Below are 16,124 nucleotides of genomic sequence, written 5' to 3' on the forward strand. Positions count from 1 at the left end.
CCAAAAAAGAATTTTATATGCAGTCATGAATGATTTATTAGGTAGTGATGATCATGTTAATCGCTTTTTCATGAATCGAAACAGCCGCAGGTGTCATGCCGATTGATTCACCATCAATCATCACCGGAACGGGACGGCTCGTTTGAATGGTGATATTCTTCCCTTTTTTGTATGTAACCCCTGTCCGCAATACAGGCTCCCCTTTCATGAGCAGGGGAAACAACTGAAAAAGCAGACGGCTTCGTTTGACGGAATGAACGAGTGTTACATCCAACACTCCATCAATCGGATGTGCATAAGGACAGATAACAAGGCCGCCGCCGTACAGGGATGTGTTCCCGCATGCAATCATCCATGTGTGATCAGATACATACTTGTCGTTATCGATCGTCACTGTACTTTTAAACGGCTTGTAGCGGAGGATGGTTTCAAGTGCGCTAAGCTTGTAAGAAAGCCCTCCAGCGCCTACTTTGTTTAAAGGTTTTTTATAAAATGATTTGGCGGCCCGCCCCGCGATTTGTGCATCGAGTCCGACGCCGGATACCGTTAAGCCGAAGCTATTATTTACTTTTAGCACGTCTAGCATTTGGGGCTTCTCAGCTAAAAGCTTTTCCACAAAAAGACGGGGATTTTTCGTCAATCCAAACATACGGGCGATATCATTTCCAGAGCCTGCTGGAAGCAGTGCGATTGCTGTGTTGGAATGCACAAGATCCGGAAGGACGGCATTGAGCGTTCCATCTCCTCCAATGACCGCAATCGCTTTCACATTCTCTTCTTTCATCCTGTTCCAGATAAAATCACGAGCTGATACTTCGGAGCCGCCGATCAGTACATCATACAGAACTTTTTTCTTTTCTAATATTACTTCAACTTTTTTCCACAATGAAACCGCCTGTCCGTTTCCGGAAGACGGGTTGACAATAAATAGGTACATCGTTTCACCCGACCTTATCCAAAATACGATTTTCTCCATCATATCATGAAAAAAGACCTGTTGCTTTTTCTTTTGTAAAAAAAGAAGCCTCCGCTGCGGAGACCTCTTTCCTTTACTGCATTTCTTTTTTTAAGTATGCGGCGGCTTCAGCGGGATCATCGGCCATGCTGATGGCTGTAATGATTGATACTCCATCTGCTCCTGCTTCCATAACCGCACCCGCGGTTTCCAATGTAATGCCGCCAATCCCGACGACCGGAAATTCAGGATAACGCTCTTTCATGCGTCGAATTAAAGATGTGCCTGCTACGGGACGCGTATCACTTTTCGTCACTGTCGCATAAATCGGACCTGTTCCAACATAATCTGCGCCGTCTTTGATCGCTTCTTCAAATTCTTCCATTGTATGAACGGATACGCCGACGATGCCGCCTTTTATTTTATCCCGTACGATCGATGCCGCTTTGTCTTCCTGTCCGATATGAACACCGTCTGCGCCAATTTCGATCGCAAGCTCAATGTCATCATTCACAATAAACGGAATACCAGCTTCCCGGCATATCAATTGAAGCCGAAGAGCCGTTTCTTTTTTTGCTTCCCCTACCAGGGCTCCTTTTCCTTTTTCACGAAACTGAAACATCGTAATGCCGCCTTTGATCGCTTCTTCCAGCGTTTGTTCAATCGATTTGGGACAATTTGGCGTCCCGGCAATAAAGTAGACTGCTAACTGCTTATTGTCCATTAATTACCACCCCGCTGGCGATATGCCCAATGATTGGTCGGACCGTGACCTTCACCGATATAAAGGCCATCTTCAATTGCCGCTTGAATAAACTGCTTGGCGGTTTGGGCTGCCACACGGACGGAAGCGCCTTTGGCGATTGCAGCAGTCATCGCTGCCGAAAAAGTACACCCAGTTCCATGCGTGTCTTTTGTGTCGATTCGTTTACCAAGAAATGTGTGAAAGATTTTTCCATCGTATAATAAATCGATCGTTTTAGTTCCTTCGTCATGACCACCTTTAATTAAAACATTTTTGGGGCCGAATGATGCAATGATTTTCGCTGCTTCTTTTTTATCTTCTTCTGACGTAATCGTCATGCCGGCGATAACTTCCGCTTCCGGAATATTTGGCGTTACGACAAGCGCACGTGGCAGCAGGACTTTTTTCAATGCTTCTGTTGCTTCTTCCTGCAAAAGAGAAGCGCCCCCTTTTGCAATCATGACCGGATCAACGATAACATTTTGACATTCATACTCATGTAGTTTTCGAGCAGCCGCTTCGATAATTTCAGCTGAAAAAAGCATGCCTGTTTTTAGCGCATCCACACCCATATCTGAAAGGACCGCATCGATTTGTTTTTCTACTGCTTCGGCGGTGAGTGGATATACTCCATGGACACCGAGCGTATTTTGCGCCGTTACAGCCGTCAAAGCAGACGTGCCAAACACGCCAAGCTCTTGAAATGTTTTTAAATCTGCTTGAATGCCGGCACCGCCGCCACTGTCCGATCCCGCAATCGTTAAGGCTTTACGAATCGTCATGTTACAGCACCTCCATTTTCCCGTTTTGGATGACTTCTTCCTGACCCGTTCGGTTTAATTCATTTAAAAATTGAACAGCAAATGTTCCGGGCTGATCTAAACCGGATACTGCGGCTGCCCGTTCTGCTGCGACGCCATAAAAGGATAATGCTGCTGCGGCGGCTTTCGAATAGTTTCTTTCAACCGCGCAAAACGATGCAATAACGGATCCAAGCAGACAGCCCGTGCCCGTTACGCGTGTTAAAATCGGATCGCCATTTCGGACGGTGTACGCTTCCTGTCCGAAAACGACATCCTCTTTGCCGGTAATAACACATGTGACGCCTAGCATAGCGGCAGCTTCTTTCGCGAGTTTCCGAACATCTTCATTTCCGCCGCCATCGACACCTTTCACCTGAATCGTCCGGCCGCATAACACCGCAATTTCACCCGCATTGCCACGTAAAATATCAACATTTACTTCAGATAAAATACGCTGTGCGCTTTCTGTCCGGTATGGTGTAGCACCAGCACCGACCGGATCAAACAAAACAGGAATGCCTTTTTCATTGGCTGCTTTTCCCGCCAAAATCATCGCATCTACTTTATCTGAAGTAAGTGTTCCAATATTTAAAACGACCGCCCGCGCAATCCGTGCCATATCCGCGGCTTCTTCGACCGCATCTGCCATAACGGGAGATGCTCCGAGTGCAAGCAGGCCATTGGCCGTAAAGTTCGTGACCACGGTATTCGTTAAATTATGAACAAGCGGTTTTTCTTTTCTTACTTTTTCGAGCAGCTTTGCTGTATATTCGTTATTCATTTAAATCCGTCCTTTCTGTTAAACATCCGTATTTTTTTCAAGCGGAGCGCAATCAGCGGCCCTAAAACAGAGCCGGTTACACTGCTGACTAGAAATGCCGGCATAAACGCAAGAGCCGCTGCTTCCATACCAAGAAATAGATTGGCAATCGGCACGGAAATAAATGAAGCAATGATACCCGTACCAATCATTTCTCCCACCGCAGCAAACGGCGGCTTCTTCCATTTTTTGTAGGCATATCCAGCGAGCAATGCGCCAATAATACTGCCTGGAAATGCTAATACCGTGCCAAGTCCAAGTAAATTCCGGACCGCCGCAATTAAAAAGGCAATAACAACTGCAGGTCCCGGTCCAAGCAGAATGGCCGATAACACGTTAATAGCATGCTGCACGGGAAACGCTCTGGCAGCTCCAGCTGGAAACCATATAAACGCCGCACCCAGCACCCCAATTGCAGCCATCAGGCTCATAGCCGCCATCTTTTTTGATGTAAACAAATAAATTGCACCCCTTAGCGCAAAAAAAAACCGGATCAGCAATACGCTGATCCGGTTTTTCGTCAGTGATTGCTACTTCCCTCCGCCGGCATAATCCGGATCAGGTCGTTGGAGTTAAGGACAATCCTCTCTCAGCCCGAAGGCACCCCCAGTAGGCTTTTATTGATTTGTCTGTTTTATTTTTGCACAGTCTCATCCAGCTCGTCAACCATATGTAAGCAGAATCATTTACTCCAGCATGCAGTAAAAAAGGCCGACAATAAGTCGGCCATCATATATTACGCGTCGAATACTTCGACTTTTTCCATTGTTGCGCCATTTTGCATTGCTTTTACAGCTTCAATACCTGACGTTACTTGTCCGAAAACGGTATGAACCCCATTTAAGTGTGGCTGTGGCTCATGAACGATGAAGAATTGGCTGCCGCCCGTATCTTTACCTGCATGCGCCATTGACAGCGATCCTTCTTGGTGGGTGTGCGGATTTCCTTCTGTTTCACATTTAATTGTGTAGCCGGGTCCGCCCATCCCTGTTCCTGTCGGGTCGCCGCCCTGGCTGACGAAACCAGGAATAACACGGTGGAATACTACACCGTTATAAAATCCTTCGTTTGCAAGTTTTTCAAAGTTTTCAACTGTGCCCGGTGCTGCTTCCGGGAATAGATCAAATTTAATTTTCGCGCCATCTTTCAGTTGAATATAGCCTTTTTTAGCCAAAATAATCGCTCCTTTAATTTTAATCATTTTTATCATACCATGCAGTGCCATATTTTAAAACCAGAGTGTCTTGTAGAAATGTTTTCCGCTTTCATCTGCTCTCGTTTTCTCCTATAATAAAGATAGACTAATAAAGGGAGTGTGATATTTATGTTGACACGTCCCGGAGTGTGGTGGAAAGCGGCTATTCTCTTTTTGCTGCTGGCAGCTGGCGTTTTCTGGTACGTACAGGACGCCAATAAAACGACCGTCATTCCGTTTTCATCAGTAGAATCGATTATTCAAGAAGAAAGCGGCCGGGTGGTCGGACTTGAGGAACATCCTGATGGTACGCTGCATATCTCCACACAAAATGGCGAATTTACTTCTTATATTTCCCCGGGAAGCAATGCGGTTGACCGATTGAATGAAACATACAATATCCGCTATGAATATGTGAAAGCGGAAGTGTATGAAAACTGGATCTTAATCGGAATTCTGTTGCTCGCATCCGGGCTGGGTTTTTATTTTTATCGAAAAAAAGGCGGCATTGGCGTCGCTCATTCAATGAAAAACAGCCTTTCACAGGCACGTCCTCTTCCGGATATTACGCTTGAAGATGTCGGAGGCTTGTCTGATGAAATGAAAGAAGACATTTTACAGACATTGTCGATTTTAAAAGAAAAAGATCTTTCTACCCGCCTTGGTATCGAACCGCCGCGCGGCATCTTGTTATATGGTCCGCCGGGGACAGGTAAAACATTGCTTGCCCAAGCGATTGCTCGTGAAATTGGCGCATCCTTCTTTTCGTCAAGCGGCTCCGCTTTTACAGAGCTGTTTGTCGGCGTCGGCGCTTCACGCGTGCGAAGCTTGTTTAAAGAAGCACGCAAACAAAAGCCTGCCGTCATCTTTATTGATGAAGTCGATGCCCTGGCTGGACGCAGAAAAGCACAAGGCGGCGAAGAAGGAGAAAAAACGCTGACCGAGCTGCTTGTGCAGCTTGACGGCGGCCACGACAATGACAGTCTTTTGTTTATCGCTGCCACAAACCGGCGCGATATGCTCGATGAAGCGTTTCTTCGTCCCGGGCGCATTGATTTCTCGTTTCATGTCACGCTGCCCGATGCAAAAGGGCGAAAAGAGATTATCGATATTCATGCGAAAGGCAGAAATTTAACCGACAATGCTGCAGCCATGCTTCTTGACTTAGCTGAATCGACAGTTGGTTTTTCCGGTGCTGAATTGTCCGCCTTATTTGAAACGGCGAGCCGCAGTGCGATTCGAAGCGGCCGTGATACGATTGAGAAAAAAGATTTTGATTACGCGCTTGACCGCACAATTCTTGGAACGACAACACGACCGCTGGCAGATCCCGCTACAAAACGTCGTGTGGCCATTCATGAAGCCGGTCATGCCCTCGTATCCGCCTTAACAAAGCCTGGCTCGGTCCGTAAAGCGACAATCATTCCGCGTGGGCAGGCACTTGGTTACGTAGCCCCGGTCCCAAAAGAGCTTCACCTATCGACCGCGAGTGAATTGATCGACCAGGTTGCCATGATTTTGTCGGGCGGTGTCGCAGAACGCCTTTACCTCGGTGAGCATTCTATTGGCGTGAGCGGTGACGTGCAGCAGGCCAAACAGATTTTAGAGCGCATGGTTGACACCGGTATTTTTCAGGACCGTTTCTCGCTTACATTCCGCCAGTCGGATAAAGAAACGAAAATGAATGAACTGTTTGAAGTGGCACTTGAACGGTCAGAAATATTAATAAAAGAACATCGCGATGCGTTTGACCGTCTTGTTGAAGATTTAATGACGAAAGAAACACTTGATGGTGATGAAGTAGAAGCGCTCATTCATCAAACTTAAAAAGAGAGGTCTCCTGTTATAAAGGAGACCTCTCTTTTTCTTACAGTACTTTGCTTAAAAATGCTTTTGTCCGTTCATGTTGCGGTGCATCAAACAATGCTTTCGGTTCATTTTGCTCAACAATGTAGCCGTTGTCCATAAAAATGACCCGATCGCCGACTTCACGGGCAAAACCCATCTCATGTGTAACGACAATCATCGTCATGCCATCTCTCGCCAGCTGCTTCATCACCTCAAGCACTTCGCCGACCATTTCAGGATCCAAGGCAGATGTCGGCTCATCAAACAACATGACTTTTGGCTCCATCGCAAGTGCGCGGGCAATGGCGACACGCTGTTTTTGGCCGCCTGATAATGACTCCGGATAAGCAGAGGCTTTTTCGGCTAAACCGACTTTTGCAAGCAGCACGCGGGCTTTTTCTTCCGCTTCCGCTTTTTTCATGCCGCGTACATTGATCGGTGCAAGTGTAATATTTTCTAAAATAGTTTTATGTGGAAATAAATTAAAGTGCTGAAACACCATGCCGACATCCGTACGCACTTCATTAATATTCGTTTTTTTGTCTGTTAAATCTTTACCGTCGATCATAACATGACCGCCATTAATGTTTTCAAGCATATTTAAACAGCGGATAAAGGTTGATTTTCCCGACCCAGACGGACCGATCACAACAACCACTTCCTGTGGAGCAACATCGACTGAAATATCTTTAAGCACTTCATTATTACCAAAGGATTTTTTTAAATTTTTAACGTTGATCATCGGTACTCAATCTCCTTTCAACGTAATTCATCAAATAGGTTAATGAAAGCGTCAGCACTAAATAAATAAGGGCGACCGTAATGTATGGCTCCCACACACGAATATACTGCCCTGCCGCAGCACGACCCCAATACATAAGCTCCGGCGCGGCTAACACCGAACCGAGCGACGATTCTTTTAACAAAACGATAAATTCATTTCCGAGCGGCGGGATGACCCGTTTAACCGCCTGCGGCAAAATAACGAGTTTCATTGCCTGTACACGTGTCATGCCAAGCGATCTCGCTGCTTCCATTTGTCCTTTATCGATCGACTGAATACCTGCGCGGAAAATTTCCGCAATATAGGCTGCCGAATTTAATGAAAGGCCAATAACAAGCGATACAAGAGGATTTGACGGGGACATAAACATCGGCACAATCCCAAAGTGTATAATTAATAATTGCACGAGCAGAGGCGTACCTCTAAAAATGTTAATATAAATGTTAAATGGAAGACGAATCCATTTATTAGACGACATTTTGCCAAGAGCTATGATAAGACCTAGAATAAGACCAATCAAAACACCGGCAAGAGAAACGCCAATGGTAATACCCATCCCTCTTAGGAAGAAAGGCATATAATCGGTTACAATGTCAAAACGAAAATCCATTTTTCCCTCTCCTTTCTTTCATAAAAAACGGCTGCCCGGTAAAAAGTGGACAGCCATTTTTTCTTTATTGTGCTGCTTGTTTTAATGTTTCCATATCCGGCTCTTCTTCGAACCATTTTTTGTAAATTTCAGCATACGTTCCATTTTCATAAAGCGTATTTAATGCTTCGTCAAATTCCGGTTTATATTCGCTTCCTTTCGGGAAGGCAATGCCGTAATATTCCGGTGCAAATTGATCATCTGTAATGGTTTTAACACCGGCATCCGGATTGGATTTTTCATATTCTAACGCCACAGCAATATCTGTTACAACCGCCTCCACATCTCCGCTCTGAAGTGCCTGGAACATTAATGCTGCTGTTTCGTATTTAGAAATAGAGCTGTTGTTTTGGCCGATAATCGATTCCGCCGCAAACTGGCCGGTTGTCCCATTTTGAACACCGACTTTTTTTCCTTTTAAATCTTCAGCCGCTGCGATGTTTGTTCCTTCTTTGTAGACAATCATCGTGACCGATTCAAAATATGGAACAGAGAAATCATATGTTTCTTTCCGCTCGTCTGTGATCGTAATACCGGACATTCCGATATCAAGCTGGCCGCTTTGAAGGCCCGCAAGCATCGCATCCCATCCTGTGTTTTGAATATCTACTTCATAGCCGGCTTCTTCCGCTGCCGCATTGAGCAGATCCACATCAAATCCGGATACTTCTCCTTTATCCATAAATTCAAACGGTGCGAATGTCGCTTCGGTACCGACATTTAATACTTTTTTATCTTCAGAGCCAGCTCCACTTTCTTCTTGCCCACCACCGCATGCAGCTAAAAGCAATGCACAACTCGCGGCCATCGCAACCGCTGCTTTTTTAAATAAATATGTCATGGTCAAAACCCCTTATCTTTTTTTGTATAGTAAAATAATAACTCGATCCTGCATAAATATCAATCATTTTAAAGAAAAAGTTAATTTTTATGCATGATTATTCATTAATATTGCCATTATTTGTTTAAATAATACGTTAAAGTGAATACATTTTGCATAAAGAAGGAATTTCCAGATTAATTCTGAATAAGTGTGTCATAGGAGGATTGAACAATGAATAGATTTGAAAAAGGGCTAAACGTTTTGCGGAATAAATGGATGAAGGATGGAAAAAACCAGTCGATGACCAGATGAGCGACCCACTTGACTTAGTGATACCAGATTTTAGGCGCTGGATTATTGAAACATACGGTGGAATAGACGGACGTTCTCATCTTGACAGGAAAGAATGGGCGCTGATCGTCATTTCATCACTTGTCATCCAAGGAGCACATACGCAGCTTGCCACCCATATAAACGTGAACTGAACGCCGGCCTGACGAAAGAACAATTCGCGTTATGCATTATTCAGTGTCTTCTGTATAACGGATTTCCCCGTGTCCAGCGGGCACTCGTCATTTCAAAAGATACTATCGAATAATAATATAGGCAGTTTCTTTATTATTTTTTTGTTGACAATGATTCTCATTCGCTATAAGATGAAAGTACAATAACGACGATGGAAAGAGGGAGACTTCATGAATGGGATGCTTCATGGACTCAAAGACATCCACATGGTCATTGCTAACAGCCGCAAGCTGGGCGGTGCTGCGGAAGCCGAGTCTATTACACTTTCATCCGGTGAAACATATGCGAATCCGGTCTTTACGAATGTCGATTTGTCACAGGGAAAATATATTTCATTTAGCTTTGTTGCAGAAAAAGGTGAAAACGTTACAGCACACGTAGATCAAATTGGTGTAATGAAAGGTCTTCGCCATAAATTGATCTGCCAATTGAACAATGAGTCTGTCCGGGAAATGATGACAGAGGAAACTCTTCGATACTTACGGAAGCTATGTGAAGTAAATGAAGGATTTGTTACAAACTCATTTAAGAAAGAAGCATTGAAACTCGTACGCGACGTCAGCATCGATGAACTTGAAAAACGGCACGTCGGTTTGCCGTTCGCGATAGAATCAAATGTTGTCTCGATGAATACGAAGAAATTTGCTTAATATGCATATACGAGCCTTTTTGAAAGGCTTTTTTTCATGAAAAACAGGAACTCCGCTTATGGGGTTCCTGTTTTATTTTTCACACGTTTATCACACTTTGGCAGGCCAAACGAAGCGTTGATGAGCCAAGCTTTTTTTGCTCCGCTTCATTTTTCCCCAATAAATATGAAGTGCCTGAAACGATTTCAACCGCACACTGGCCGCACGTTCCTTTGCGGCATTTGTACTGAATACCGCACTCTTGTTTAAGTGCAGCATCCAGCAAGGTGGTGCCTGAGGATACAGGGACTGAACAGGACGTGTTTCCTTGTCTCAGTTCAACGATGGCCTGTTGTGGCATCTCTGTTTTTTGGCGTTTGACTTCCGCTGAACGGACCGGTGGCTTTTCCGAAATAAACCGTGCCTCTTTGCCCGGAATAAGTGAGCCAACTGTCCAATTTTTATTCATCGTCTCTAGGATCGGCAAATGTGCAGATCGCAGACGGCCGCTTAATGCGGAGTACAGCCGTTTCAAACACACGGAACGGATGATTCATCCCTTCTTCGCCGAGATACGCTGTTTCAAAATCTTCGGAAACTACCAGGTCGAGATTGTTGCGTCCTGTATTCACAAGGACACCTGTTTTCCCTTTTAAAACCGGTGACTGGAATACCCCGTCTGTTACGAGTTCACGAACGTGTTCAATTTCAAGCACATTTGTATCGCGGTGAACCCGGTGCAGCAGTGCGTATAATTCAGGTGACAGCACGAGTGCATATGGACCGTTATGATTCATTTCCATCAGCTTTCCACGTGCTTCGACAACATCCTGAAACGCCGTGCCGGATTCATACCAATTACTGATCAAATGTGTCTGGCGCCCTTTTACGTTCATCAGCCCCGGAATATCAAACTGCTTGGCACCATGGAAAATCATTTCATCTTCTAAAAGTGCTACGTCGCGCGCTGCATTTGCTGCTGCGGAGAAGTCCATCGGTATATCAAGGGCTTTCGCCTGCTCAATGTCACGCCAATACAAAACAAAATCTTTGTAAAGCATTGGAATCGTATAATTTACACGCTTCGCAGATTCAATTTCCGTATCAAATGACCCTTGCAAATCCATATGGGCAGCGCTTTTTTCAGCAAAAATGTCAGTGTGAATGCTTTGAACACCGCGCCCAAGCGGACCATACAATTCAATAAACCTACGTCCGGTTAATTGTTTTTTTGCTGCTTCAATAATAATTTGATCAAGCTCATCAAAATCACCCGCCGACAGCGGTGCATCTGGATATAAGTGTACTTTGCTCATGAACTATTCCCCCTATTTTGAAATAAGCGACCCTACCGTAAATGATCGTTTTGCTCTTATCGGCTTTGCCGGTTGTGTTGGCCCTGCGTGCACATGATGATCCAAATGGTCACCATGCTCATCATGATGCACATGCGGATCTGAATAGCCTGTGTCAAACCGTTCGTTTATCCCGGCGAGCTTTTCTTTTACAAACTGATAACTTGTGTGATTTGCCCCCCGCATTTCAGACAATTTCGCCTGACGTTCGGCGTCTTTAAATTGAAACAGCGCAAGGTCTAAATGTTCTACAAAATTATGCAAGCCGAACTTTTCTAAATTCAACTCCTGCAGCAAGCGGTTGAATGTATTATTGGATGGCGAAAAATCGCCGCCTTTTCCAGCTTGAAATGTTTCGATTAACGGAATTAATTCCGCAAGCCGGGACAGCCGCTGTTCTTCTTCCTCATAAATATGGTGATAATAGAGCCGCTCATGATCATCTTCCGCATTGTTGATGACAGGATCCAGCATGGCCATAAAGCTTTCAATATCTTTTTTCGTGCCGGTAAAGATATTATAAAATTCACTCAATTCTTCTTTCACGAGACGCACCTCCTAGTTTAACTTCTTTTATTATAATCTTTGCTTTCCGCCAGGGCAAAGAATACACGAAAAAACGACACCAATTTTGGTGCCGTTTTTTTTTTCGCTATGCCTGCCCTTGCGGCTGTACTTTAGCGGATTCTATATTTTTCATTTTATTGTCCCAGCAGGCCTGGCTTAAATCAACTGGATACTCTTCTGGATTGAGCGCCCGCTTATATTCATTCCACAGCAGGGACAAGTTGTCGCTTGTCCGCTCCCGGATTAATTCAATATCCGGCAATGTATACACGCGCACTCCATTAAGGAAAATCAGTTCATGCAGCTCACGCGCTTCAAAATCGGTTACAAATTTGCTGACAAACGTATGAACTGGATGAAACATTTTCAGCCGCTCTGCATGCTGCGGGTCCTCATGTTCCATCGCAATATAATCTCCCTCTGCTTTGCCATTCAGTTTATTGATAATGCGATAAACACGCTTAAGCCCCGGTGTTGTCACTTTTTCCGGATTGGCAGACAGCTTGATCGTGTCTGTCATTTCACCATCGCCGTCTTCAATCGACACAAGTTTATACACCGCTCCAAGCGCCGCCTGATCATACGCTGTAATGACTTTCGTCCCAATGCCCCACACGTCAATTTTTGCATTTTGTGCTTTTAAGTTCATGATTGTATATTCATCTAAATCATTAGAAGCAACAATATGTGCCTCTGGAAAGCCCGCTTCATCAAGCATTTTCCGCGCTTCTTTTGACAAATACGCCATATCTCCGCTGTCGAGCCGGATGCCGATAAAGTTAATTTGCTCCCCAAGCTCTTTTGCTACCTGAATAGCAGCCGGCATGCCGGATTTGAGCGTGTCATACGTATCTACTAAAAAAACACAGTCCCGATGACGCTCTGCATATTTATGAAAAGCTGTATACTCATCTTTATATGTTTGTACAAGTGCGTGCGCATGCGTTCCAGAAACGGGAATACCAAACAGCTTGCCGGCCCGGACGTTGCTCGTCGCATCAAATCCGCCGATGTAGGCGGCCCGTGTTCCCCAAACAGCCGCATCCATTTCGTGGGCCCGTCGTGAGCCGAATTCCATGGCGGTTTCATCACCGAGCACTTGCTTAATGCGTGACGCTTTTGTCGCAATTAATGTTTGATAATTTACAATGTTAAGAAGCGCCGTTTCTACAATTTGCGCTTCTGCAAGCGGGGCCTCGATTCGCAAAATCGGCTCATTCGCAAAAACAAGCTCGCCTTCCTGCATGCTTTTTAATGTACCGGTAAATGTCATATCTTTTAAGTAAGCTAAAAAATCTTCTTCGTAGCCAATGTCCCGCAAGTAATCAATATCGCTTTGCGAGAAACGAAAATTTTCTAGATAATCGATAATTTTTTCAAGTCCGGCGAAAACACCGTACCCGTTTCCAAATGGAAGTTTGCGAAAATATAATTCAAATACGGCTTTTTTTGTATGGATGCCATCATGCCAATACGTTTCGGCCATATTAATCTGGTAAAGGTCGGTATGCAAGGCAAGGCTGTCGTCTTCGTATCGTGACATTGTTTTTACTCCCTTTGCTTTTCCATCATGCTTTATTCCTCTCATCCTACACCTTTTTGATCGTTCCGGCAATACATCCGGTTCAAATTGCGCATTAAACGAACAAAAAAAGCGGCCACTATGGGCGCTTCTTTGCTTCAATATATAAAATGTGATGGTCTTCCATTTCAGTGATCGTAAACACCCATTCCTCTGTCTCAAGCACATCATGAAGAGCGGTATCAATTTTCTCTGTTAAAAACCATCCGCCAAGCGTATCAACATCTTCATCATTGAGATCAGTTCCAAGCAGGACGTTCACTTCGCCAATCAGTACCTTCGCACTAAAAATATAATGGCCGTCTTTTATTTTCCGGACTTCTGCAATTTCATCCGCATCATATTCATCCCGGATTTCTCCAACAATTTCTTCTAAAATGTCTTCAACGGTGACAAGGCCGGATGTGCCGCCATATTCATCAATTAAAATGGCCATATGTGTCCGCTCTTTTTGCATTTTTACAAGCAAGTCATGAATGAGCATGTTTTCAAATACCCGAATGACCGGCTTCACAAATTGACGCAGCGGCTCTGTTTGCGGAAGCGGCTTTCCTTTTACCGCGACACTTAGGATTTCCTTAAAGTTGACCATGCCGATGACGTTATCTTTATCGCCGTCAATGACCGGATAGCGTGTATACTTTTCTTCTTTAATGACAGCCAACACAGCTTCAAGCGTATCGTCAATGGCTAAGCCGACCATTTCTGTCCGCGGCACCATGATTTCTTTGGCCAGCCGCTCATCAAATTCAAAAATGTTATTTACATATTTTAGTTCGTTTTGATTAATTTCACCGCTTTTGTAGCTTTCTGAGAGCAGCAGCCTCCACTCTTCTTCCGTATGAACAGAATCGTGTTCAGAAGCCATCTTCAGTCCGAATAGACCGGTAATAAACCGGGCGGACCCATTTAATATCCATATAAATGGATACATAATCCGGTAAAACCAAATGAGTGGAACGGCAAGCGCCAGTGTTACGGCCTCTGCTTTTTGAATGGCTACCGTTTTGGGTGCCAGTTCTCCTACCACAACATGAAGAAAGGTCACGATGGAAAAAGCGATCGCAAATGATAAAATAGACGCAACAGATGACGAGAGCTCAAACCGCTCAAAAAGTGGGTGAAGCAGCTTTTCAACAGTAGGCTCCCCGATCCAGCCGAGGCCAAGTGCCGTAATCGTAATACCAAGCTGGCAGGCAGATAAATATTCATCTAAGTGCGTTGTAACACGTTCAACTGCTAAAGCCCCAGGTTTCCCTTCCGCCACAAGCTGGTCGACGCGCGATGATCTCATTTTAACGATGGCAAATTCCGCCGCTACGAAAAAAGCGGTTAAGGCGATTAAAAGCACAATGCCGAGTAAATTAACAATCTCCAATGACAGGCTCCGACGATTCGGAGCATCCACCTCCTGTTTTCAAAAATCACAATTATTTTTCTTATCATATCACGTTCCACTTTCTATAACACAAAATCCGGCTTGGCCTTTGCCAAACCGGATTTTGTGTTATATGTCACTGACGGTTACGAATTCATAGCCTTGTTTTTGCAGGGATGACACCAATTCATCGAGAGCTTCAGCAGTCGTTTGATGAATATCGTGCATTAAAATAATCGAGCCGTCTTTTGCTTCTTTTTTTACAATCGCACAGATGGCTTTCGGATCATGCGATTTCCAATCCATTGTGTCGATTGTCCAAAGCACCGGCTTCACGCCAATAACTTCATTTACATTTTCATTAGTTGCCCCATACGGAGGGCGGACAGCAAGCGGAGAGACTCCAGCTGCAGCTTCTACTGCGGCAGCGGTCCGGTCAATTTCGCTTTTCACATCAGCAGATTCAAGTTTTGTGAAATCGTTATGGCTCCATGAATGATTGCCGACCTCATGTCCCTCCTGTACGATTTTGTCTACAAGCTCCGGATAACGTTCAACCCGGTTTCCAAGCATAAAAAAGGTCGCTTTTGCTTGATGCTTTTTCAATGTAGCCAAAATAGCTTCCGTGCTTTCCGGGTTTGGCCCGTCATCAAATGTAAGGGCAATTTTTTTCACTTTTTCACCAGCGGCTGTTTTTTCTTCGGATTCTTCAAAAGAAAAACGATCCCGCCATTCTTTTTTTAAAAAAGGCGCGACTTTTTTAATAGGCAGGCTTCCTTCGCGCTTTTCATGTTTATTTAAAAAAACAACCATATTTTTTTGAATAAATAAAGTGGAACTTTTTAAATCCACTGGCGTGTGCAGCGCACTTGAAGCTTTATCCGGGTCAATAAACAAAGCCGATGGTTTAGCGAATGCACCGTCTTCTATGTCGATAACAAAAATTTCAGCAGATGAGCGGCTTTTTTCAGCGGTAACGTACGTTTTTTCATTAATTAAAATGGAATAAACGTCTCCGCCGGCTGGAATGAGCTCAAAGGTAAGCGATAAAGAAGCGGGCTCTTTCATTAATTTTTTCTCATCTATTTTTTTTATTTCTTTCAAAAAATCAGTTTCTTTTCCCTTTACATACTGCTCAAAGTTCTTATTTAATGAAGCATTTTTAAAAACAGGGTACTGGAATGCCAGATGATACTGTTTTTCTTTTGCTTGTCTTGTTTTAATATCTATATTTTCATAGGGCGATTTCGTTGTATTCGTTGCCCATACCGTTTTATTATGATCTGTTACCGTTACAATCAAGTTGACCACCACCATGGCGAATAATAAAAACCCACTTGTCAGCAAGGCAATTATGGTCTTTTTCTTTTCCATGTGTATCCCCTATACATACAAAATATTTGGATTTACCTTCCATTTATTATTGTAAACACTGAGATACCCTAATACAATACTTTCATGAAAAA

At 44.2% G+C, this 16,124-nt stretch carries 18 protein-coding genes and 1 riboswitch; of the genes, 3 read left to right on the plus strand and 15 right to left on the minus strand.

Annotated features, from left to right (window positions below):
• Positions 1-37: 37 nt before the first annotated feature.
• The 6 genes from BA724_RS15485 to BA724_RS15510 all read right to left on the minus strand — a co-directional run bounded on the left by BA724_RS15485 (position 38) and on the right by BA724_RS15510 (position 4,497).
• The gene (locus BA724_RS15485) at positions 38-937 is read right to left on the minus strand and encodes a diacylglycerol/lipid kinase family protein (protein WP_069939572.1); all 900 of its coding nucleotides are present in this window, start codon (positions 935-937) and stop codon (positions 38-40) included.
• 112 nt (positions 938-1,049) lie between these two features.
• A complete protein-coding gene (gene thiE, locus BA724_RS15490) occupies positions 1,050-1,679 on the minus strand; it encodes a thiamine phosphate synthase (protein ID WP_069939573.1) in 630 nt (209 codons plus the stop codon).
• A complete protein-coding gene (gene thiD, locus BA724_RS15495; RefSeq protein WP_069939574.1) occupies positions 1,679-2,482 on the minus strand; it encodes a bifunctional hydroxymethylpyrimidine kinase/phosphomethylpyrimidine kinase in 804 nt (267 codons plus the stop codon). The genes thiE and thiD overlap by 1 nt, the downstream gene beginning before the upstream one ends.
• Position 2,483: 1 nt before the next feature.
• On the minus strand, positions 2,484-3,284 hold the full coding sequence (gene thiM / locus BA724_RS15500; RefSeq protein ID WP_069939575.1) for a hydroxyethylthiazole kinase: 801 nt from the start codon (positions 3,282-3,284) through the stop codon (positions 2,484-2,486).
• Positions 3,281-3,781 carry an energy coupling factor transporter S component ThiW gene (gene thiW, locus BA724_RS15505; RefSeq protein ID WP_083256258.1) on the minus strand — a complete coding sequence of 167 codons (501 nt, stop codon included), beginning with the start codon at positions 3,779-3,781 and terminating at the stop codon, positions 3,281-3,283. The genes thiM and thiW overlap by 4 nt, the downstream gene beginning before the upstream one ends.
• 60 nt (positions 3,782-3,841) lie before the next feature.
• A riboswitch (TPP riboswitch) is annotated at positions 3,842-3,941 on the minus strand.
• 118 nt (positions 3,942-4,059) lie between these two features.
• Positions 4,060-4,497, minus strand: coding sequence for a peptidylprolyl isomerase (locus BA724_RS15510; protein WP_069939805.1), 438 nt, complete (start codon positions 4,495-4,497; stop codon positions 4,060-4,062).
• A 150-nt stretch (positions 4,498-4,647) separates the two neighbouring features.
• On the opposite strand from BA724_RS15510, the gene BA724_RS15515 reads away from it, so the two are divergent.
• On the plus strand, positions 4,648-6,345 hold the full coding sequence (locus tag BA724_RS15515) for an AAA family ATPase (RefSeq protein WP_069939576.1): 1,698 nt from the start codon (positions 4,648-4,650) through the stop codon (positions 6,343-6,345).
• A 40-nt stretch (positions 6,346-6,385) separates the two neighbouring features.
• On the opposite strand, the gene BA724_RS15520 is transcribed toward BA724_RS15515, so the two are convergent.
• The 3 genes from BA724_RS15520 to BA724_RS15530 all read right to left on the minus strand — a co-directional run bounded on the left by BA724_RS15520 (position 6,386) and on the right by BA724_RS15530 (position 8,640).
• Entirely contained in the window at positions 6,386-7,108 is a 723-nt protein-coding gene (locus tag BA724_RS15520; protein ID WP_069939577.1) for an amino acid ABC transporter ATP-binding protein, read from the minus strand.
• Positions 7,095-7,760, minus strand: a complete 666-nt coding sequence (locus tag BA724_RS15525) for an amino acid ABC transporter permease (protein WP_069939578.1) — start codon at positions 7,758-7,760, stop codon at positions 7,095-7,097. Before BA724_RS15525 ends, BA724_RS15520 begins: the two co-directional genes overlap by 14 nt.
• A 64-nt stretch (positions 7,761-7,824) precedes the next feature.
• Positions 7,825-8,640: a basic amino acid ABC transporter substrate-binding protein gene (locus BA724_RS15530; RefSeq protein WP_069939579.1), complete on the minus strand. Its 816-nt coding sequence runs from the start codon at positions 8,638-8,640 to the stop codon at positions 7,825-7,827.
• A gap of 254 nt (positions 8,641-8,894) precedes the next feature.
• Here BA724_RS15530 and BA724_RS18360 point away from each other — a divergent pair, with 254 nt between their 5' ends.
• On the plus strand, positions 8,895-9,107 hold the full coding sequence (locus BA724_RS18360; RefSeq protein ID WP_141719959.1) for a carboxymuconolactone decarboxylase family protein: 213 nt from the start codon (positions 8,895-8,897) through the stop codon (positions 9,105-9,107).
• A gap of 210 nt (positions 9,108-9,317) precedes the next feature.
• The gene (locus BA724_RS15535) at positions 9,318-9,797 is read left to right on the plus strand and encodes a hypothetical protein (RefSeq protein ID WP_069939580.1); all 480 of its coding nucleotides are present in this window, start codon (positions 9,318-9,320) and stop codon (positions 9,795-9,797) included.
• A gap of 79 nt (positions 9,798-9,876) precedes the next feature.
• Here the strand turns inward: BA724_RS15535 and BA724_RS15540 are convergent, their stop codons facing one another.
• The 6 genes from BA724_RS15540 to BA724_RS15565 all read right to left on the minus strand — a co-directional run bounded on the left by BA724_RS15540 (position 9,877) and on the right by BA724_RS15565 (position 16,032).
• Entirely contained in the window at positions 9,877-10,245 is a 369-nt protein-coding gene (locus tag BA724_RS15540) for a 2Fe-2S iron-sulfur cluster-binding protein (protein WP_069939581.1), read from the minus strand.
• Positions 10,238-11,092 (minus strand): family 1 encapsulin nanocompartment shell protein, encoded by an 855-nt coding sequence (locus tag BA724_RS15545; RefSeq protein WP_069939582.1) that lies wholly within the window; start codon positions 11,090-11,092, stop codon positions 10,238-10,240. The genes BA724_RS15540 and BA724_RS15545 overlap by 8 nt, the downstream gene beginning before the upstream one ends.
• Before the next feature lie 12 nt (positions 11,093-11,104).
• Positions 11,105-11,677 (minus strand): IMEF encapsulin system ferritin-like cargo protein, encoded by a 573-nt coding sequence (locus BA724_RS15550; protein WP_069939583.1) that lies wholly within the window; start codon positions 11,675-11,677, stop codon positions 11,105-11,107.
• 106 nt (positions 11,678-11,783) lie between these two features.
• The gene (locus BA724_RS15555) at positions 11,784-13,241 is read right to left on the minus strand and encodes a nicotinate phosphoribosyltransferase (RefSeq protein WP_069939806.1); all 1,458 of its coding nucleotides are present in this window, start codon (positions 13,239-13,241) and stop codon (positions 11,784-11,786) included.
• Between the two features lie 118 nt (positions 13,242-13,359).
• Positions 13,360-14,658: a hemolysin family protein gene (locus BA724_RS15560; protein ID WP_069939584.1), complete on the minus strand. Its 1,299-nt coding sequence runs from the start codon at positions 14,656-14,658 to the stop codon at positions 13,360-13,362.
• Positions 14,659-14,787: 129 nt separating this feature from the next.
• Complete coding sequence (locus BA724_RS15565; protein ID WP_069939585.1) at positions 14,788-16,032, minus strand: polysaccharide deacetylase family protein; 1,245 nt, start codon at positions 16,030-16,032, stop codon at positions 14,788-14,790.
• Between the last annotated feature and the right edge of the window lie 92 nt (positions 16,033-16,124).

Origin of the sequence: Domibacillus iocasae, assembly GCF_001750285.1 — a bacterium.
GTDB classification, from domain to species: domain Bacteria; phylum Bacillota; class Bacilli; order Bacillales; family Domibacillaceae; genus Domibacillus; species Domibacillus iocasae.